Here is a 20852-nt window from a genome sequence, read left to right on the forward strand (position 1 = left end):
TTAAATATTTTTTATACTTTAAAATATTTTGTAATTACTTTGTTTTCAAAGGTTTTATTGATTTACCTCAATATAATCACCTTTGTAAAAATATGGTTTTTGGTTGTTTTTTGACTTAAATCAATGTTAACCTTACTAATATTAGGTATATATTACCCAGCTCAATAAAAATCGAAAGTTAACACCATAATCAAACCACATTCAGTGGACTAGGAGATAGTTATGATCCAAGGTATTCAAATTACTAAAGCAGCAAACGATGACCTACTAAACTCAATCTGGCTACTAGATAGCGAGAAGAATGAAGCTCGTTGTGTTGTTGCTACTGCAGGTTTCGAAGCTGACCAAGTTATCTCAGCTGCAGACCTAGGCGAGTACGAAAGCCGTGAAGTTGCAATCGAAACAGCACCACGCATCGAAGGTGGCCAACACCTAAACGTTAACGTTCTTAAGCGTGAAACGCTAGAAGATGCAGTTGCTCACCCAGAGAACTACCCACAGCTAACTATCCGTGTATCGGGTTACGCTGTACGTTTCAACTCTCTAACAACTGAACAGCAACGTGACGTTATCGCACGTACGTTCACTGAGTCTCTATAATTTTTAGAGCTTAAATTAGAATACAAAAACGGCGCTCATTGAGCGCCGTTTTTATTTGTTCGAAAAACAAATGGACGTTACGGTTGAACTCGACGAAGCACAGCTTTTAGCGCTTCAAAATCGTTATCAAGATCTTCAGACAACAGCTCCATCGCCGCGTGTTTTGCTAGCGGGCCAGGCAGTTCGATATCAGAACCTAGGATGTCATCAACCACTTCTTTGAATTTCGCTGGGTGTGCTGTACACAGGAACAAGCCAGTTTCGTTCTCTTGCAGTTGCTCTTCCAGTAGACGGTAAGCAATCGCACCATGTGGTTCACATAGGTAACCTTGTGCTTTTAGGTCGCGAACTGACTCAGCGCTCTGCTCGTCAGATACTTTACCTTTGCCTAGTGTATCTAAGCCCCAACCTTTCAGTTGGCAAAGTTCTTCGATACGAGGCCAGTTGTTTGGTTGGCTTACGTCCATCGCGTTCGATGTTGTCGCAACAGTCGGTTTTGGATCCCATTGGCCTGTTTCTAGGTAACGAGGAACCGTGTCATTTTCATTGGTTGCTGCGATGAAACGCTTAACAGGTAGACCTAGCGCTTTAGCCAATAGACCAGCTGTTAGGTTACCAAAGTTACCACTTGGTACAGAGATAACAAGGTTTTCACGTTGCTCTTTAGTCAGCTGAGAAGCCGCCTCAAAGTAGTAACAGATCTGAGCCATTAAACGGCTGATGTTGATCGAGTTTGCCGAGTTAAGACCGATCTCTTTACGCAGTTCAGCATCATCAAATGAGTCTTTAACTAGCGCCTGACACGCATCAAAGTCGCCATCAATCGCCACAGTGTGGATGTTCTTACCAAGCGTACAGAACAGCTTCTCTTGCAGTGGGCTGATCTTGCCTTTCGGGTAAAGAATCACAACATTAATGTCTTCCATGCCGTAGAAAGCATGCGCAACCGCCGCACCAGTATCACCTGATGTTGCCGTTAAGATAGTGATTTGACCACCATCAGAAACAGCTGCTAAAGATTGAGCCATAAAGCGGCCGCCGAAATCTTTAAATGCCAGTGTTGGACCGTGGAAAAGCTCAAGCGCGTAAACGCCATCTTTTACTTGGTTGATTGGTGCAGGGAATTGGAACGCTGCATCCACCATTTGGTCGATCTGCTCTTTTGGTAGTTCATCACCAATCAATGCTGACAGAATCTTTGAGCTACGAGGGACAAAATCCTCTGCTAGCAGCGCATCGATATCATCAAACTTTGGCAGTTCAGATGGGAAAAATAGACCTTGATTACGGCCTAAGCCTTGACGAACGGCTTGGCCAAAAGAGACTTGTTCATCATTTTCTTTGATGTTGTACAGTTTCATAACTCACTTCCTGTAACGATCGAACCCTGCTTATCTAGGCGACAAACGTGAACGAATCCTTCTTCATTTTGTACGTAATTTTGTTCTAACCAGCGTGCAACACGCTCGGCGACATCTTGTTCTTTGCAAATGCTAAATAGAGTTGGACCGCTACCAGAAATACCAGTAGCCAGTGCCCCAGCCGACAGCGCATATTTACGAGCATCAGCAAACCCTGGAAGCAGTTTCTCACGATATGGTTCAGCGATCACGTCTTTGATCATCTTCGCAGCCAGTTCAGGTTGACCTGAATGACACGCGTGGATAAAGCCCGCTAAATGGCGACCATGAGCAATCACATCCTGGCGACGATATTGAGAAGGTAGAATCTCGCGAGCTTCTGCCGTTGAAACCTTAATGCCCGGATACGCCATTACCCAGTACCAGTCATCAAAACACGGTACTTCTTGACTAATGATACCTAGCTCTTCCAGCATTAATTGCACACCACCAAGGTAACAGGGTGCAACGTTATCGTAGTGGATACCGCCTGAAATTTTACCTTCCATTTCGCCCATCAGAGCAAGCAGTTCAGTTTCATTCAGTGGCTGACCATGAAAACGGTTTAAAGCATCCAGTGCCGCGACAATTGAACAGGCACTTGAACCTAAACCAGAACCAATAGGCATGTTCTTTTCTAGTGTCATTTCCAAAGGCTTTAGCGCAACGCCTTTTTTATCGAGCTCTCGAGAGAACACAACCCAGCAGTCGTAAACGATGTTTTCTTTGGTTTCAGTTGGCAGCTTAGAAACAAAACTGCCTGCTGTTTTTAGTGAGAATGATTCATCACCTGCTTTAACCATAACTCGGTCACCGAGCAGCGTGCCATCCACTGGAGACACAGCGGCCCCCAGCACATCAAACCCTACACTGACATTGCCGATTGATGCAGGTGCATAAACAACAACATCCATATCACTTGAACTCATTCCTAAACTCCTAATTTCCAACCAAGAGTACGCATCACATCAGAGAATACGCCTGCTGCTGTAACTTCAGTACCAGCACCGTAACCACGCAATACTAGAGGGATCGGTTGGTAGTAACGGCTATAGAATGCTAATGCGTTCTCGCCATCTTTAATCTTGAACATTGGGTCGTCGCCATCAACAGCTGCGATACGAACTTTACACTTACCATCGGCTATTTCACCAACATAACGAAGTACTTTGCCTTCTTCTGCTGCGATCGCTGACTGTTCTTGGAAGTAAGCATCCGCTTCTGGCAAGCGAGCCATAAACTCTTCAACCGTGCCTGAATCATCAAAACCCGGTGGCAATGCTTGGTCAACTTCAACATCTTCAAGCTCAAGTGCCATGCCCGCTTCACGAGCAAGAATAAGCAGCTTACGCGCAACGTCCATACCAGACAGATCATCACGAGGATCCGGTTCAGTAAAGCCGTTATCTTTTGCAATGTTGGTTGCTTGACTGAGTGTCATACCTTCATCAAGCTTACCGAAGATGTAAGACAGTGAACCAGAAAGAATGCCGTTGAATTTCTCCAGTTCATCACCTGCAGAGATTAGGTTCTGTAGGTTTTCGATGACCGGTAGGCCAGCACCTACTGTTGTCTCGTACATCAACTTACGACGTGAATTACGTGCAACTTCACGAAGCTGATGGTAGTAAGCCATGCTCGCTGTATTTGCTTTCTTATTTGGTGTTACCACGTGGAAACCAGCCGCTAGGAAATCAGCGTATTGCGCCGCAATTCCTTCGCTAGACGTACAATCAACCAATACTGGATTGATAATGTGGTTACGTTGAACAAGTGCATTTAAGCGCGCTAAGCTAAACTCCTCTGTCGCGCTCGACATGCGATCACGCCACTGCTCTAGCGGTAGACCATCGCTGTCTAGCAACAAACCTTTGCTGTTTGCTAAACCACATACGCGAATCACGATGCCTTTTTCAGCCAGTTTGCCTTGCTGACGTTGGATCTGGTCAACAAGCTCACCACCAACACCACCAACACCAACAACGAATACATCAAGGAAGTGCTTAGAGTTAAATAGGTTCTCGTGACACGCTTTGATCGCTTCAGAGATTTTGTCTTCAGGGATAACCGCTGAAATAGCGCGCTCTGAAGAACCTTGAGCGATAGCAACAATGTTGACGTTCACTTCTGCTAAAGAAGAGAAGAATTGAGACGCCACGCCACGTGAAGTGCGCATACCGTCACCCACCAGCGTTACAATCGCAACGTCATCCATGAACTCAACCGGCTCTAACAGGCCATCTTTAAGTTCAAGTTCAAACGCGTCTGACAACACTTGTTTCGCTTTCACTTTGTCAGCAGATTCAATACAGAAGCTGATGCTGTACTCAGAAGAAGATTGAGTAATAAGGACAATAGAAACTCCAGCAGAAGACATCGCGCCGAATACACGACTCGCCATACCTACCATGCCCTTCATACCTGGGCCTGATACGTTAACCATCGTTAGGTCGCTTAGCGTCGTAATACCTTTAATTGCTAGGTTATCTTCGCCAGTGTCTTGGCCAATCAAAGTACCCGCACCCTGTGGGTTGAAGCTGTTTTTGATTAGACAAGGAATATGGAATTGCGCGATAGGAGCGATAGTCTTCGGATGTAGAACCGAAGCGCCGAAGTAAGAAAGCTCCATCGCTTCTTGATAGCTTAGCGATTTAAGAAGACGAGCATCATCCACTAAACGCGGGTCACAGTTGTAAACGCCGTCTACATCTGTCCAGATCTCACAGCAATCAGCACGTAGACACGCTGCTAGCACTGCAGCTGAATAATCAGAGCCGTTACGGCCAAGTGTAACTAGCTCACCTTTATCGTTACCAGCTGTAAAGCCCGGCATGATATTTACGTGACCTTTAGGAAGTGGCGATTGACGGAAGTTCTGAGTTGAAACATCCACATCGACCATAGCTTCAAGGTGATCACCTTTAGCGTATAGGTATTGAACTGGGTCAATCAGGCTTGCTGGTTGGCCTTTCGCTTCAAGTACCGCTTTCATCAACTGGATTGAGATTCGCTCACCTTTACTGATGATGCGAGCATTAACATGGTTCGGGCACATGCCCAGCAGGTTAATGCCGTTTACGAACTGTTTTAGCTGAGCAAGAGAAGTATCAACCTGCTCTTGGAACGCAGAACCATCAATAGAAGGAACAACGGCTTGAATATCTGCAAACAGTGCAGCGAATGAGGATTCGATCTCTGTAATCTGTGCGTCTGCTTCACCATTTTTAAGTGCAGCTTCAATTACAGCGACCAACTTATTGGTTGTTTTTCCTGGAGCCGATAGTACAACGGCTAGCTCTTCTTGCTGGGCATTATTAGCGATGATATCAGCCGCTCGTAAAAAACGATCTGCATCAGCTAATGATGAACCTCCAAACTTTAAAACGCGCATCCCTTTCTCCATAAGTCATAAAAATGGTACAAAAAAAGGCCTGTATCTTGTTGGATACAGGCCTTTTTTTTAAAATCCGTTACTTAGCAGCCTGCCCCAACAATGTTAATGTCGGTAATAATAATGGTGGTGGTCATTACTAGGTGGCTTACGTGCTGCATATCAAATTCTCTGCTTGTGCTTTACTCTACGTGTATCAATTTTTACCACTGGACGTCAATGAAAAGTTGCGTTTTTTTTACATTCGCACCGTTTTTCAGAGCAAACCGTCATTTAAGGGATAAAACACCCTGTATAAACCTTCACTTAAGATACTGGATTTACTCATTGAATAGGCAGGAGTGATCAATTGCATATATGGTCATAACAAAATGCTATATCGATTGTGCGGCGAACGTACAAGTTCTGTGCTTTAATTGTACGATAACGTTCGAAGAACAACAATAATGACATCAGGAGTGGGAAATGAAGAGATTACTTATTCTTTTGGCTTTTGCTATGCCTGTTGTTTGTTCAGCGAATAGCTTGCCTCTACTACCCAGCCAAATCGATAGTTCTTCTCATAAATTCTTTATCTCCACACAAAACGCATCGAGTGAAAGCTTCGATACTTGGAAGATAGACAGTGGCTACTCTTATAGCTTGTTTTCAGATGTGGATCTTTACGTCGGTACACGTATCAATAGTGCGGCACTAAAACAGGAGAGTGGATTCTTGAGTGGTATCAGTTATCAGTTATCAGAAAGAGTCTCTTTCAACAGTTCTCTGCACACCTATAAAGACGAGACCGAAGACAATGAGAAATCGGTAGCCGCAGAGGTTTCCAGCCGAGTGCAACTAACAGATAACCTAGATTTGCATGCCACCCTTGATTATGAAGAGTGGCAGCAAGGTGTTGAAGTGGGACTAGGGTTTCGCTTTTAGTCTCTTTAGCTTGTTCTTTATTAACTGATTAGTGCGGATTGAGACCCAAACTTTCAGTACATCACAAACCATTCCCGGTTCTAATCTATCAACGGCATTAAATTTGAGTCAGTTACGATTCAATTAACAACTCAGATGAAACTAACACACCATTCCAATCGGCATAAATATAGTCACCAGGCTGAATCAGTTGATTATGTATAGAGAGCGTCACATTCACTTGGCCGACACCGCGTTTCTCTGTTTTGAATGGCGATGCACCTAACGCTTGAACGCCAAGGTCCATTTGCGACATCATGCCTACATCACGCACCGCACCGTTTACAATCACGCCTTCCCAACCGTTTTCTATCGCGAGAATAGCGAGTTGATCGCCAAGCAGCGCCTTTTGGCATGAGCCATTTCCATCGACAACAAGCACTTTACCAATGCCATCAGTCTCTAAAACCTCGCGAACCTTGGAATTATCGTGATAACAACGAACTGTTACAATTTTTCCAAAGAACGCACCACGTTGACCGAAGTTCTGTAATGGTAGGTTAAGTAATGTGACTTTGCTTTCAAACTCATCACACAAGTCGGGTGTTATATCGTGCATATATCCTCCGTGAGTAAGGCGTTACCGGTTATGTCAGGCTAGCCTCTATGCTTTTATATGTTATTAAAATTAATCCTTTGTTTTCATTGTTCTATGCTCAATTTATTACTCAATAAAAGTTGATTGAGCATATTTATCTACTAGACTCTTAAGACAGCTTTCAGCTTCCTTGGTTCATAATCCGGTCTTTAGCAGGCAAGATGTGCGAAGCATCTCGAATAATCATTCTTGTTTTGGTGCTAAATAGTCACCATAACATTGGTTAAGTTGTAGCCATACTATTAAAGTTTGTTGCGATACGGCAATTGATGTAAATCAACAAAGTGAATGGAATTAACATTCTCGCGTTGTTAGCATGCTGTTAACATTATAGAATCCACTCCAATCACTAAAAGAATGATTGAAAGGCGTACTGGATCTACGTTATTGGGCAATACTTCAAGGAAGGCAGATAGCTGGAAGTAAGTGTTTTTTTGAAAACTTTAAGTTATCATCAAAAATACATTACCTGTATGTTATGTTTTTGCCTAGAATTTATTCTATTAGCACAGTTTCGTCACAAATTTAGGTACCGCCAAATGCAAACCCCGCAGATTCTTATCGTTGAAGATGAGCAAGTAACTCGTAACACTCTAAAGAGTATTTTTGAAGCAGAGGGATATGCTGTTTTTGAGGCTAGCGACGGTGAAGAGATGCACCAAGTGCTATCTGACAACCAAGTTAACCTTGTAATTATGGACATCAACCTTCCAGGTAAGAATGGCCTACTACTTGCGCGTGAACTACGTGAGCAAGCAAACGTAGCGCTTATGTTCTTAACTGGTCGTGATAATGAAGTTGATAAGATCCTTGGCCTAGAGATCGGCGCTGATGACTACATCACTAAGCCTTTCAACCCTCGTGAACTGACTATCCGTGCACGCAACCTTCTGAACCGTTCAATGAGCACAAGCTCTGTTCAAGAAGAGAAGCGTAGCGTTGAGAAGTACGAGTTCAACGGTTGGGTACTAGATATCAACAGTCGTTCTCTGGTTAGCCCAGATGGCGAAGGCTACAAGCTACCTCGTTCAGAGTTCCGTGCTCTACTTCACTTCTGTGAGAACCCAGGTAAGATCCAAACACGTGCAGACCTTCTTAAGAAGATGACAGGCCGTGAGCTTAAACCACACGATCGTACTGTAGACGTAACAATCCGTCGTATTCGTAAGCACTTTGAATCTGTTTCTGGTACGCCAGAAATCATTGCAACGATTCACGGTGAAGGCTACCGCTTTTGTGGTGACCTAGAAGACTAATTCGATTCGCGCTTCTGACCATTTAGCACTACTCACCAGTAAGTACTTTGAACATTAGAAGCGTCATCAATAGTTGTTAAAAAGGGAGAATGCCAACGCATTCTCCCTTTTTTATTGTTCTTAATTGGATAAGGTTTTAGTAAACCGTATCCACCTTAACGTCTTTCTCTACTAACCACTTCACGGTTTCGCCATCTTTAAGTTCAACCGCTACATCAACAGGCTTGTCGCTGTCGATCTCTAGCTGCCATACAAACGCGACTTCCCATTGAGTTTCACTGTGTGTTCTTAAATCAAGATCGTCAGCCGTTACCAACAAGGTGTCTGCACCCTGTTTAACCGTAACACTCTCAACCGCAAGCGTTGCTGGCAGTTGTGAATCTGACTCTAGGTAGATAGAACCATGCAGGGTCTTATCTTGAGTCTCGCCAATCGTTGGCATCTTGTTGTGCCAAAGGTTGCTTTTCATGGTAACTGTTGCTGCAGATACTTCGACTTGATTATCTTGCTGCCATTCTACTTGTGGCGTAGAACAACCCGCTAATGCCACTACACATGCGGCGAATGCTAATTTTTTCATTATTCTTCTACCTTTGGTTTAACCAACTCTTTAAGACTTCAATGTCATTCTGGTATTCGTTATTTATCTCATCAACCCAATCTGAAATGTTCTCCCACCACGCAGGCATATCTGGAGATTGAGCTTTCTGGGCAACTTGTTGGATGCGTTTCAGGCCAATAGAACCTGCTGCACCTTTAATCTTATGTGCCTCAGAAACGATACTGGCTTTATCTTTCGCGACCATGTTGGAGTTCAATATTTCCATATACTCCGGCATCATATCTTCGAACATCGCGATGCTATCCAAAACCGGTTTAGGTCCAACAATATCAACATAAGACTCTAGCATATCAATATCAAGCAAAGTGGTATCAATTGCTGAAAGAACAGGCTTACTCGCGTCGACTTTATCAATGCTCTCAACCTTATCCGTGCCTGCTACCTTCTCAATTACCTCTGGTGCATCTTCGATAAGTTCACTGATCACATCTTGGATAGCTCGAACCGACAAAGGTTTGCTGATCGCTTCGTCCATGCCTTTCTGGAAGTACTCTTGCTTGTTGTTTAAGACGTTCGCAGTTAATGCCACCAAAGGTGGTAGCTGACTGTATTTCTCGCGGTAGTATTGAGCAATGTCGAAACCCGTCATGTCTGGCAGTTGGATATCCAACAACACCAAATCATAGTCTTCAGGGTTGAAAGCAATTTGCGCCTCTTTACCCGTCATCACGACGGTCACTTCATGGCCAAGGCTTTCAAGTAGAGAGCGAGCCACTGTGATATTGAGTTCAATGTCTTCGACCATAAAGATCTTAAGATTCGACTGTTTTCTTGGCGTTTTGATCAGAGCCTGAGTATCGTGATTCACAGGAACTCGAATCGAAACCGTAAAGGTACTGCCAAAGCCCTCTTCACTGGTGACTTCAATGTGGCCATCCATCATATTGATTAGCTGTTGAGAGACAGCAAGACCAATACCCGTGCCGACAGCGTGCAAGTTGTCCGTGCCCGATTTCACCTGATAGTACATCGCGAAAATCTTCTCGATTTCACTTTCAGGAATACCAATACCAGTATCTTCCACTTCCATTGTAATGTTGGCAAAGTCACCATCAATGTCGGCGCTGACTGTCATCACCACTCCACCATCTTTGGTGAACTTCATCGCGTTACTAACAAGGTTCCACAGTACCTGTCTAAGACGAGTACCATCCACCTCAACAGCAGCTGGAAGATCAGACAATCTTTCTAGATCGAACCTTAACCCTTTCTGCTCAGCCATCAACGCAGAAATACTTTCGATCTCGACAACGAAATCTTCAAAGTTAATAGGCGTAGGGAAGAGTTCAAGCTTACGGCGGTCGAACTTATCCATATCGATAATATCGTTGAAGATATTACCCAGTGTCACCGCGCTCACCTTGATGGTTTGCATCTGCTTACGCTGTTCGGTGGTCAATTGACTATCGAGCAACATGCGGCTCAAACCGATGATGCCGTTAAGCGGCGTTCTTAGCTCATGGCTGATGGTTGAGATAAAGGTGGTCTTATCGCGACTGGCTTTCTCTAGCGACTCTTGATGCTCTTTACGCTCGGTAATATCACGACCAAAACCCACTAAGCCTAAATGGCGGCCATCTTTGCTATAGAAAGGCACTTTACGCAGTTCGAAGTAGCTCTTACGGCCATCTGGGTATTCAAGCCATTGGTCATAAGTGAGCGCTTGGTTGTCGGCAAACACCTTCTTATCGGTTTCTACAACTTGTTGAGCGACCTCTTTGCTGTAGACATCCCAAGGCGTCAAACCGACTAGCTCTTTTTCTGTCTTGCCAGTGAGCTCTTCAACCGCACGGTTACAACCAGAGAAAACACCCTCTTCATTACGGTAGTAAATAAGGTCAGGAGAAGCATCGATAAACGAACGTAACAATGCAGTACGCTCTGCTAGCTCAAGCTGAGTTCGCTCACGTTGAAAGACTTCATTTTCAAGATCGTGCATCGCTTCAGCACGCGCTTCTTCGGCTTTTTCACGCTCTTCGATTTCTTGATTCAACTTCTCGATATTGAGCTGTAACTTATTATTCAGCTCTTGGTCTCGCTCACGCATGTCACCAAGCTTAGAGACCAACTTCGCTAATCTTTGACGAGACTCTTCCAACTGGTCCACGACGACTGACAGAAAATAAACCGCCCAAGGCGTGATCACTAAACCGAAGAAAACTGAACGGACAATGTCGATGTCATCAACATTGCCTTTGAGTGCGAGGGTGATACCGACTTGCACAACAACAGCGAGGGCAACAAGCGCTAGGGCGAGTAAGATAGAAAAGCGGACAATCCCCAGTTTTACGAGTAGATCCACGTAATACTGGGCAAGATTTTTCATGGGTTTCATTTAGCGCTCCATGCGATAAGACTAGCAACATTCTACCCTGTTTGAAGATGGGAGGTAAGCTAGCTACATCACACGCAGCAAGTGTTCAGCGGTAATTTCGAAGGTTAATTAACCAATACAAATACTAACTAAGCAAAAATAGACGGGGATAATCAAATTGCCAGTTTTATAGCGTTAGCGAATTGAGTATGGATGCACCATTGAACGGTTGCGACCGTCTGATTTCGCTTGATACAACGCACTATCAGCCAAGGCAACAGCCGATTCCATTTCATCATCAGGTGTAGGAATGTAAGAGATAATACCAATACTCACCGTGATGAATTCAGAGACTGTCGACTTCTCATGCGCAAGTTCCAATTTTAGGACTTCGTCATGAATACGCTGCGCCACCAGCTGAGCACCTTCGGTCGTTGTATTTGGCAGAATAAAGCCGAACTCTTCACCACCATAACGAGCCACACAATCAGATGAACGATTCAACACCTGCTTAAATGCCTGAGAAACCTGAACCAAAGCATCATCGCCTTGTTGGTGTCCGTAAAAGTCGTTGTAGCCTTTAAAGAAGTCGATATCACATAGCATGATCGTCAGTGGCAGCTTATCACGCACATGATAATGCCACAGTGTAGAGAGCTGTTCATCGAAACGACGTCGGTTAGAAACTTTAGTCAGGCTATCCATAAAGCTGAGGCGTTCAAGTTCAAGGTTGGCTTCTTCAAGCTTTTGTTCTGCTAGATAACGCTCTGTAATATCACGCGCCATGATCAACACACCATTAGTGCTCGATGCTGGATCTCTAAACGGTGATTTGACTACATCATACCAAGTAAATGCTCCATCACTTGAGACCACTTTGTCGATATAACGCAGCGATTTACTTTGATGAAGCACTTGATGATCGGTTTCTGATATTCGCGTATAGATGCTATGTGGCACCACATCTTGTAAACGCTTACCGATCAAGTCACTGACTTCAGAGATACCCAGCGCAGCCACAAATGGTTTATTACACGCTTGATACACCATGTTTTCATTAAAGATACCAATCGAGTCTGGGCTGGCCTCCAGGATGTTTTGCAAGATGGTGTCACGCTGCGCAAGTGCCACTTCGGTATCTTTTCGCTTCTCCATTTCGCCACGCAGCTTCTGCTGCATGTCATGCCAATCGGTCACATCATGGCTAATAGAGAGCGTGCCGATGGTTGATCCGTCTTGTGAGAGCAAGACACTTTGGTAGGTTTCAAGCAAGCAGCTTTTTCCATCTTGATCTGTAGTCCAAGAGCGTTCACTTACACGACCTTTTAATACTCCACCAGAAACACTCAGGGTGCCCTCTTCAGCACGACCATGCCAAAACTTTTTAAACGAGCGATTACTCGTCACTAACTGACCTTTCTGATCTTTCACGTAGATCAGCTCAGACAAAGAATCCAAAGCGGTACGAGCAACATTCAGTTCTCGAACTTCTTGGGACAGTTCTTCGTTAGTGTTTTTATAAGGTGAGGCGTGAATCATCCAAGCCTGCTTATTTCTAAAATGGATCTTACGACCGACTAGGTTGATCTTGAACGACTCAAATTCAGAAAGCGCCCACAGGGAGACCTGCTCGAAGGCTCGAGAGTTGATGTGGTTGGTTAAGTAGTGACGAAAGCTGTTCTCACTTTCCACAGTAGGAAAGCGAAAATTAACACCGATTTGGCGGATACCAAGCAACTGCATGGCTTGGCGATTGGCATAGAGTATTTCGCCACTTCGAACATCAACAAAGTAGAGTGGCGACGGAGTAGCAAGTAGAAGCGTTTCGATATGCGACTGATAACGAGAATAGAGATGCCAGCAAATGAGAGCAATCAGCAATACAACAACGATATAAATACCGTAGCCATACGCCCTGTCCCACAACCAAGTCATTACCAGTTCCATTTACTCTCAATCTATACCATAAAATCTGTGAGGGAAATGTTACCACTATTTGTTGGTTTTATCTGCTGTTACCTACAGTCACCCATTTCTATTAATTGGCCGCGTTTAAAACAGGCAACGTGTACTCGAATGCAGAGCCCATTTTGATGCCTTGAGCACCGGTTTTATCCAACGAACGACCTATTTCAATCATCGCTAACCAGCGGTTCTCACACCATAAAGGAGAAAGTAAGGTTGGGCGTCTCGCCGCTGAAGAAACACGGTGATAAACCACGTCCGCAGGCGTGCGTTGAATGATCTCACTCGCGATATCAATGTACTCTTCAAGGCTTGGTGCCTCTAGCTTTCCAGCCTTCCACGCCTTAGCCATGGTACTGCCCTCTACTATATGAAGGCCATGAAGCTTAATGCCATCAGTGCCAACGGCTAATACCTTGTCTAAGGTTTCAAGGTTATCCGCTTTAGTTTCTTTTGGTAGGCCAACAATCAGATGAGTACACACCTTGATACCTAAAGCGCGTGCGCGTTGGGTGATCGTTTCATACACCGCAAAATCGTGGCCGCGGTTAATTCGCTTGAGGGTTTTATCATTGGCGGTTTGCAGGCCAAGCTCGAGCCAAATCTCATAGCCTTGTTTAACGTAGCCCGCTAACAGATCCAACACCGCATCAGGCACACAGTCTGGTCGCGTGCCAACACAAAGACCAACGATCTCTGCACCGGGTGCTTTTAGCGCCTCTTCATACATATTCTTGAGCACTTGCACCTCAGCATAAGTGCTGGTGTACGCCTGAAAGTAAGCCAGATACTTCTTGGCACGAGCAATCTCACCCGCACGATCTTTTAGCTGGTCCGCAATACTTTGAATTTGAGTTTGCTCATCAGCAAAGGAAGCCACGTTACAAAACGTGCAACCTCCACGGCCAATTGTCCCGTCTCGGTTTGGGCAGCTGAAACCACCATGAAGCGTCAGCTTGTGAACCTTCTCGCCATAGCGGCGTTGAAGGTCTTGGCCGATAGTATTGACCAACTCGTGTAATTGCATATTTTCAAAGCACTCAAGTAAATAAGAATGAATATCAGTCTTTTTTTGAAAAAAAATTACATCCCTGCAAAATTCGACCAATTAGTTTACTCAAGGCTTTTTGCGAGCAACCTAACAAATATCAATAAACATGCAAAAAATCGGCTCTATTTGCCTAATGTTGCACATTTGCTAGGCATTAAATTCAAAATAAAACGAAAAAAATGGTCTACATGGGTCAACTTTCATTGCAATTCGCCTAGACAAAATTGTAGGATACTTACACATATTGGCTATTTTTGAGTATTTACTTACAACGAAAACTTGCTAATAAGTCGGTGATATCTAACTCCCACCTATATAAACCACTAGTTTGTGGTTAAAAATAAACAGGTATCACTAAGGATTGTTTTTCTCGCAATACTTTTCCTGCGAGATACGGAAAGGATTCAAACCGCCAGCATAGGCAGGTTTAGACCCATAAATATAAAAGGACAAGGCTGACTTTATACAAATAAGTTGCGCCTAGATTTAACTGGAAGGATGTATCTATGGTAGATCAAGAGCAGAACTCACAGGGTCTGTATACTCCTGAATTGGAGCATGACGCTTGTGGTATCGGTTTTGTTGCGCATCTAAAGAATCGCAAATCTCATGATGTAGTAACTCAAGCACTCGATATGCTTGCACGTATGGAACACCGCGGCGGCCAAGGCTGCGATCCGTGTTCTGGTGATGGTGCAGGTATCCTGCTACAGAAGCCGCACGAATTCTTACTAGAAGAAGCCGTAAAGCTTGGAATTAAGCTGCCATCTTTTGAAAAATATGGTGTTGGTGTTGTACTTTTCCCTAAAGATGAACACAAACGTGCACAGTGTCGTGACATTCTAGAACGCAATGCACAGCGCCTAGAGTTAGAAGTTATCGGTTACCGTGAACTTCCAACTGACAATTCAATGATTGGTGCTGACCCACTAAGCACTGAACCTCAATTTGAACACGTATTTATCTCTGGCGGCCCTGGTACTACACCTGAAGAGCTTGAACGCAAACTGTATGTTCTACGTAACTACACGGTTCGTGTATGCCTAGAAAGCGTGTCAAATATTGGTGATGACTTCTACATCAACTCTATGTCTTACAAGACATTGGTGTACAAAGGTCAGCTAACAACAGAACAAGTTCCTCAGTACTTCCTAGATCTGCAAAACCCAACCATGGTGACAGCTCTAGCACTGGTACACTCTCGCTTCTCTACCAATACATTCCCACGTTGGCGCCTAGCTCAGCCTTTCCGTTACATTGCGCATAATGGCGAAATCAATACGGTTCGCGGCAACCTTAACTGGATGAAAGCGCGTGAAGCGATCCTTGAATCGGATCTGTTCACACAAGCTGAAATCGACATGCTACTGCCTATCTGTCAAGAAGGTAGTTCGGATTCATCAAACTTCGATATGGCACTTGAGCTTCTGGTTCTGTCTGGTCGTACTCTGCCACACGCATTGATGATGATGATCCCTGAAGCATGGCAAGAAAACAAAAACATGGATCCAACTCGTCGTGCGTTCTACCAGTACCACGCGAACGTAATGGAACCATGGGATGGTCCAGCATCTGTCTGCTTCACTGATGGTGTTCAAGTAGGTGCAACGCTTGACCGTAATGGTCTGCGCCCTTCTCGCTACACAGTAACTAAAGACGACTTCCTAGTAATGGCGTCTGAATCTGGCGTAGTAGAAATCGCACCAGAAAACGTTGAATACCGTGGTCGTCTACAGCCTGGTCGTATCTTCGTTGCTGACCTTGAGCAAGGCCGCATCATTTCTGATGAAGAAGTGAAAGACGGTATCGCTAAATCGCAACCCTACGAAAAATGGGTTGAAGAGAATCTTCTGAGCTTGAAAAAGCTACCGGATGCGAGCAACGAATTTAACCAACCTTCTCCAGAGAAACTGCTACACAAACAGCAATCGTTTGGTGTGAGCTCTGAAGAAGTAAACGAAATCATTCTCCCTCTTGCAAAAACAGGTTACGAGCCACTTTCTGCAATGGGTGCTGACTGGCCGCTAGCGATTCTGTCTCATCAATCGCAGCACCTTTCAAACTACTTTAAGCAGTTGTTTGCACAAGTAACGAACCCGCCGATCGACCCGATTCGTGAGCGTATGGTTATGTCTCTGAACACTTACCTAGGTAAAGATCAGAACCTACTTGCTGAAACACCTGAACACTGTCAAAAAGTGGAACTTGAGTCTCCTGTTCTTTCTAACTCAGAGTTAGAGAAACTTCGTGCAATCGATAACGAGCACCTTCAATCGAAGACGCTAGATATCGTATTCCAAGCAAACGGAGACCAAGGTAAGTTAGAGCGCGCACTTAAGCGTATCTGCCAATACGCAGAAGACGCAGTGATTGATGGCTACTCTATCATCCTACTGACAGACCGTGCGGTTAACTCTAACCACGCTGCTATTCCAGCAATGCTGGCTGTTGGCGCGGTTCACCACCACCTAATCCGTAAAGGCCTACGTGCTAAGTGTGACATCGTTGTTGAAACCGGCGACGCTCGTGAGACACACCACTTTGCAACGCTTATCGGTTACGGTGCGAACGCAGTTAACCCATACCTAGTTATTGAAACGATTGTTGAACTACAACGTACGAAGAAGCTAGATCCAAACGTACACCCACGTGAGTTATTCGATAACTACCGCAAAGGTGTTAACGGCGGTCTACTGAAGATCTTCTCTAAGATGGGGATCTCTACGCTGCAGTCTTACCACGGTGCACAAATCTTTGAAGCACTTGGTGTAAGCAAATCAGTGGTTGAAAAATACTTCACTGGTACTGTTTCTCGTATCCAAGGTCTAACGATCGACGATATCGCACGTGAAGTGCTTGTTCGTCACCGTGTTGGTTACCCAGCTCGTGAAATCCCAGCTCAAATCCTTGATGTTGGTGGTGTTTACCAGTGGAAACAACGTGGTGAGAAACACCTATTCAACCCAGAAACGATTTCTCTACTTCAAGAATCGACGCGTAACAAAGATTACGGTCAGTTCAAGAAGTACGCAAAAGCCGTCGATGACCAAGGCGACAACGCAGCAACGCTACGTAGTCAACTTGATTTCATCAAGAACCCTGCTGGCTCTATTCCTCTTGCGGAAGTAGAACCAATAGAGAACATCCTTAAACGTTTCGCTACTGGCGCAATGAGCTTTGGTTCAATCTCGCATGAGGCTCACTCAACACTGGCTGTTGCAATGAACCGCATTGGCGCGAAATCAAACTCAGGTGAAGGTGGTGAAGATCCAGCACGTTTCGAACGTAAAGAAAACGGTGACTGGGAACGTTCAGCTATCAAACAGGTGGCTTCTGGTCGCTTTGGTGTAACTTCTTACTACCTATCTAACGCTGATGAGCTGCAAATCAAGATGGCTCAAGGTGCGAAACCTGGTGAGGGTGGTCAACTACCTGGTGATAAGGTTGATGACTGGATCGGCGCAACGCGTCACTCGACTCCGGGCGTAGGTCTTATCTCCCCACCACCACACCACGATATCTACTCAATCGAAGATCTGGCTCAGCTAATCTACGATCTGAAAAACGCGAACCGTAACGGCCGTGTAAACGTGAAGCTAGTATCGGAAGCGGGCGTAGGTACGATTGCATCGGGTGTAGCAAAAGCGAAAGCTGACGTAGTACTTATCGCAGGTTTTGATGGTGGTACGGGTGCATCTCCGATGTCTTCTATCCGTCACACAGGTCTGCCTTGGGAACTGGGTCTAGCGGAAACTCACCAAACACTACTGAAAAACGGCCTACGTAACCGTATCGTTGTTCAGTCTGATGGTCAGATGAAAACACCACGTGACCTTGCAGTTGCAACACTACTTGGTGCTGAAGAATGGGGCGTAGCAACAGCAGCATTGGTTGTTGAAGGCTGTATCATGATGCGTAAGTGTCACAAGAATACCTGTCCTGTTGGTATCGCAACACAAAACAAAACTCTGCGTGAGCGTTTCGACGGCCGCGTAGAAGACGTAGTGACTTTCTTCCAATACATGGCTGAAGGTCTGCGTGAAGTTATGGCTGAACTTGGCTTCCGCTCTATCGATGAGATGGTAGGTCAATCGCACAAACTTAAAGTTCGTGACGACATCGGCCACTGGAAGTACAAGAACCTAGATCTAACACCTGTACTGCACATTGAGCAGGCTCGTGAAGAAGATGGTATCTACAACCAGACACAACAAAACCACAACCTAGAAGACGTTCTAGACCGCAAGTTGATTCAAGCGGCAATTCCTGCACTTGAGAAAGGTGAAGCTGTAAATGCGACCTTCCCTATCATCAACACGGACCGCTCAGCGGGTACCATGCTGTCGAACGAAATCTCGAAGGTTTACAAAGACCAAGGTTTACCACAACCAATGAACGTTAAGTTCCACGGTAGTGCTGGCCAATCTTTCGGTGCGTTCCTTGCGAAAGGCGTTAAGTTCGAAGTAGAAGGCGACGCGAACGATTACTGGGGTAAAGGTCTGTCTGGCGGTACTTTGGTACTGTACCCAGATGCGAAATCTTCTATCGTTGCTGAAGATAACATCGTGGTTGGTAACGTATGTTTCTACGGTGCAACCTCAGGTGAGTCTTTCATTCGCGGTATGGCTGGCGAACGTTTCTGTGTTCGTAACTCAGGTGCGAAGGTTGTTGTTGAGGGCGTTGGTGACCACGGTTGTGAATACATGACTGGCGGTGTTGCTATTATCCTTGGTTCAACGGGTCGTAACTTTGCTGCGGGTATGAGTGGCGGTGTCGCTTATGTTTGGGATAAAGCGGGCGACTTCGAAACCAAGCTTAACTCTGAACTTGTAGACCTAGATCCAATTGAACAAGAAGATAAAGATCTTCTACTAAATATGCTAACCAAGCACGTTGAATTCACAGGAAGTGAAGTTGCTCAGTCTTTCCTAGACAACTTTGAAGCAAGTGTTGCATCACTGATTAAAGTCATGCCACGCGACTACAAAGCAGTTCTTGAGAAGCGTAAAGCTGAAGCACAACAAGCACAAACGGAAGAAGTGGAGGCAGTATAATGGGTAAGCCTACTGGATTTTTAGAACACGGTCGTGAGCTTCCAAAGAAGCTCGACCCGTCAGTTCGTATCGAAGACAACAAAGAGTTCGTACTTAACGAAGAGTTTGGTGACAAGATCAATACTCAAGCATCTCGTTGTATGGACTGTGGCGTACCTTTCTGTCACAGCGGTTGTCCGATTGGTAACATCATCCCAGAATTCAATGACGCGGTTTACCGTGACAGCTGGGAAGAGGCTTGGAACATCCTAAGCTCAACCAATAACTTCCCTGAATTTACAGGTCGAGTGTGCCCTTCTCCTTGTGAGAGTGCTTGTGTACTAGGTATCAACCAAGACCCAATCACTATCTGTAATATCGAGAAAACAATTGTAGAAACTGCGTACCGTGAAGGGTACGCAAAACCTAAAACACCTCGTTCTCGCACAGGTAAAACAGTAGCTGTTATCGGTTCAGGCCCTGCTGGCCTAGCCGCTGCTGAGCAACTGAACAGTGCTGGTCACTCAGTGACGGTATTTGAACGTGACGAGAAAGTTGGCGGCCTACTGCGTTTCGGTATCCCAGATTTCAAACTGGGTATGGACGTGATTGATCGTAAGATTAATCTAATGGCTGAAGCGGGCGTTGAATTTAAAGTAAACCAACACATCGGCGTTGATGTTAACGCTCAGCAACTACGTCAAGAGTTTGATGTTGTCTTGCTAACAGGCGGTTCTACGGTTCCTCGTGACCTACCAATTCCAGGTCGAGAGCTAAAGGGCGTTCATTTTGCGATGGAATTCCTTGGCCAAAACAACCGTCGTGCCAACGACTTAGACCTGAAAACAGAAGAGATTCACGCTCAAGATAAGCACATTGTGGTTATCGGTGGTGGTGATACTGGTTCTGACTGTGTGGGTACATCAAACCGTCATAAAGCAGCAAGCATTACTCAGGTAGAGATCATGCCGATCCCACCAGAGAAGCGCCCTGCAAATATGCCTTGGCCTCAATACCCAATGATCATGAAAACAACAACTTCTCACGAAGAAGGTTGTGAGCGTCACTGGAACATCTTGACTAAAGAGTTCATCGGTAACGAGCAAGGTCAAGTGACGGGTCTACGTATTGCTGACATCGTTTGGCAAGATGCGAAACCTGGTGAGCGCCCAAGCTTTGATGAAGTGGCGAACACAGAACGTGTTATCCCTTGTGATATGGCATTCCTAGCGGTGGGTTTCTTACACCCAGAGCCAACAGGTGTGCTAGCTCAGCTAGACATTAAACTGGACGAGCGCGGTAACGTCGCTTCTGAAGGTTACGCAACTAACCAGAAAGGCGTTTTCGCTGCTGGTGATATGCGTACAGGTCAGTCTCTAGTGGTACGTTGTATTAATGAAGGTCGTGAATGTGCAATTGCTATTGATGACTTCTTAATGGGTAACTCAAACTTAGAAGCGAAAGCTGATTCACTCATGCTTTCCGCATAATATTTCTCGGGCTAGCGTCAATGACGTTAGCCTAGAGGAAAAGCAACACCCTTCCTAACTTTTATATTTGGCTAGCACTCGATGCTAGCCTTTTTTCTATCTGACCTTCGGCGTTTTCAAAAACACCCTGTTGTATATGTTAAATGTCATTAACATCCACCTTTTATAT

General features: G+C 45.0%; 13 protein-coding genes, 1 pseudogene and 1 other annotated feature. Of the genes and pseudogenes, 6 read left to right on the forward strand and 8 right to left on the reverse strand.

What is annotated here, in order from left to right; genetic code table 11:
• Positions 1-222 precede the first annotated feature (222 nt).
• Positions 223-600, forward strand: a complete 378-nt coding sequence (gene grcA / locus A142_RS00760; protein WP_019825214.1) for an autonomous glycyl radical cofactor GrcA — start codon at positions 223-225, stop codon at positions 598-600.
• Positions 601-677: 77 nt separating this feature from the next.
• Here grcA and thrC read toward each other — a convergent pair whose 3' ends face one another.
• From thrC to thrA, 3 genes are read right to left on the reverse strand one after another with little or no spacing between them, the layout of a single operon-like run.
• Positions 678-1961: a threonine synthase gene (gene thrC, locus A142_RS00765; protein WP_017059314.1), complete on the reverse strand. Its 1284-nt coding sequence runs from the start codon at positions 1959-1961 to the stop codon at positions 678-680.
• Positions 1958-2914 (reverse strand): homoserine kinase, encoded by a 957-nt coding sequence (gene thrB, locus A142_RS00770; RefSeq protein WP_032545562.1) that lies wholly within the window; start codon positions 2912-2914, stop codon positions 1958-1960. Before thrB ends, thrC begins: the two co-directional genes overlap by 4 nt.
• Before the next feature lie 17 nt (positions 2915-2931).
• The gene (gene thrA / locus A142_RS00775; protein WP_019825216.1) at positions 2932-5391 is read right to left on the reverse strand and encodes a bifunctional aspartate kinase/homoserine dehydrogenase I; all 2460 of its coding nucleotides are present in this window, start codon (positions 5389-5391) and stop codon (positions 2932-2934) included.
• Between the two features lie 29 nt (positions 5392-5420).
• Positions 5421-5539 (reverse strand) — a sequence feature (Thr leader region).
• Between the two features lie 317 nt (positions 5540-5856).
• Here thrA and A142_RS00780 point away from each other — a divergent pair.
• On the forward strand, positions 5857-6315 hold the full coding sequence (locus A142_RS00780; protein WP_019825217.1) for a hypothetical protein: 459 nt from the start codon (positions 5857-5859) through the stop codon (positions 6313-6315).
• A 112-nt stretch (positions 6316-6427) separates the two neighbouring features.
• On the opposite strand, the gene A142_RS00785 is transcribed toward A142_RS00780, so the two are convergent.
• The gene (locus tag A142_RS00785; RefSeq protein ID WP_019825218.1) at positions 6428-6913 is read right to left on the reverse strand and encodes a putative 4-hydroxy-4-methyl-2-oxoglutarate aldolase; all 486 of its coding nucleotides are present in this window, start codon (positions 6911-6913) and stop codon (positions 6428-6430) included.
• Positions 6914-6960: 47 nt separating this feature from the next.
• On the opposite strand from A142_RS00785, the pseudogene A142_RS25345 reads away from it, so the two are divergent.
• Both A142_RS25345 and arcA read left to right on the forward strand, forming a co-directional pair.
• Positions 6961-7062, forward strand: a pseudogene (locus A142_RS25345) (ribonuclease activity regulator protein RraA); the annotation flags it as partial.
• Positions 7063-7491: 429 nt separating this feature from the next.
• A complete protein-coding gene (arcA, locus tag A142_RS00790) occupies positions 7492-8208 on the forward strand; it encodes a two-component system response regulator ArcA (RefSeq protein ID WP_004741534.1) in 717 nt (238 codons plus the stop codon).
• 136 nt (positions 8209-8344) lie between these two features.
• On the opposite strand, the gene A142_RS00795 is transcribed toward arcA, so the two are convergent.
• The 4 genes from A142_RS00795 to A142_RS00810 all read right to left on the reverse strand — a co-directional run bounded on the left by A142_RS00795 (position 8345) and on the right by A142_RS00810 (position 14136).
• Entirely contained in the window at positions 8345-8788 is a 444-nt protein-coding gene (locus A142_RS00795) for a hypothetical protein (RefSeq protein WP_017070077.1), read from the reverse strand.
• A 7-nt stretch (positions 8789-8795) separates the two neighbouring features.
• On the reverse strand, positions 8796-11165 hold the full coding sequence (gene arcB, locus A142_RS00800) for an aerobic respiration two-component sensor histidine kinase ArcB (RefSeq protein ID WP_019825219.1): 2370 nt from the start codon (positions 11163-11165) through the stop codon (positions 8796-8798).
• A 174-nt stretch (positions 11166-11339) separates the two neighbouring features.
• Positions 11340-13091: a sensor domain-containing diguanylate cyclase gene (locus A142_RS00805; RefSeq protein WP_019825221.1), complete on the reverse strand. Its 1752-nt coding sequence runs from the start codon at positions 13089-13091 to the stop codon at positions 11340-11342.
• 91 nt (positions 13092-13182) lie between these two features.
• Complete coding sequence (locus A142_RS00810; protein WP_019825223.1) at positions 13183-14136, reverse strand: TIGR01212 family radical SAM protein; 954 nt, start codon at positions 14134-14136, stop codon at positions 13183-13185.
• A 530-nt stretch (positions 14137-14666) separates the two neighbouring features.
• Here A142_RS00810 and gltB point away from each other — a divergent pair.
• Complete coding sequence (gene gltB, locus A142_RS00815; RefSeq protein WP_019825225.1) at positions 14667-19214, forward strand: glutamate synthase large subunit; 4548 nt, start codon at positions 14667-14669, stop codon at positions 19212-19214.
• The gene (locus A142_RS00820) at positions 19214-20683 is read left to right on the forward strand and encodes a glutamate synthase subunit beta (RefSeq protein ID WP_019825227.1); all 1470 of its coding nucleotides are present in this window, start codon (positions 19214-19216) and stop codon (positions 20681-20683) included. Before gltB ends, A142_RS00820 begins: the two co-directional genes overlap by 1 nt.
• Positions 20684-20852: the final 169 nt, after the last annotated feature.

Source organism: Vibrio splendidus 12E03 (assembly GCF_000272105.2).
GTDB lineage: Bacteria > Pseudomonadota > Gammaproteobacteria > Enterobacterales > Vibrionaceae > Vibrio > Vibrio splendidus_I.

Bases quoted from the DNA above. Each gene is read 5' to 3' on its own strand.
- A142_RS00810 (WP_019825223.1), bottom strand. From the start codon at position 14,136: ATGCAATTACACGAGTTGGTCAATACTATCGGCCAAGACCTTCAACGC.
- A142_RS00785 (WP_019825218.1), bottom strand. From the start codon at position 6,913: ATGCACGATATAACACCCGACTTGTGTGATGAGTTTGAAAGCAAAGTC.
- A142_RS00820 (WP_019825227.1), top strand. From the start codon at position 19,214: ATGGGTAAGCCTACTGGATTTTTAGAACACGGTCGTGAGCTTCCAAAG.
- thrC (WP_017059314.1), bottom strand. From the start codon at position 1,961: ATGAAACTGTACAACATCAAAGAAAATGATGAACAAGTCTCTTTTGGC.
- A142_RS00780 (WP_019825217.1), top strand. From the start codon at position 5,857: ATGAAGAGATTACTTATTCTTTTGGCTTTTGCTATGCCTGTTGTTTGT.
- thrA (WP_019825216.1), bottom strand. From the start codon at position 5,391: ATGCGCGTTTTAAAGTTTGGAGGTTCATCATTAGCTGATGCAGATCGT.
- gltB (WP_019825225.1), top strand. From the start codon at position 14,667: ATGGTAGATCAAGAGCAGAACTCACAGGGTCTGTATACTCCTGAATTG.
- A142_RS00795 (WP_017070077.1), bottom strand. From the start codon at position 8,788: ATGAAAAAATTAGCATTCGCCGCATGTGTAGTGGCATTAGCGGGTTGT.
- arcA (WP_004741534.1), top strand. From the start codon at position 7,492: ATGCAAACCCCGCAGATTCTTATCGTTGAAGATGAGCAAGTAACTCGT.
- arcB (WP_019825219.1), bottom strand. From the start codon at position 11,165: ATGAAACCCATGAAAAATCTTGCCCAGTATTACGTGGATCTACTCGTA.
- grcA (WP_019825214.1), top strand. From the start codon at position 223: ATGATCCAAGGTATTCAAATTACTAAAGCAGCAAACGATGACCTACTA.
- A142_RS00805 (WP_019825221.1), bottom strand. From the start codon at position 13,091: ATGGAACTGGTAATGACTTGGTTGTGGGACAGGGCGTATGGCTACGGT.
- thrB (WP_032545562.1), bottom strand. From the start codon at position 2,914: ATGGATGTTGTTGTTTATGCACCTGCATCAATCGGCAATGTCAGTGTA.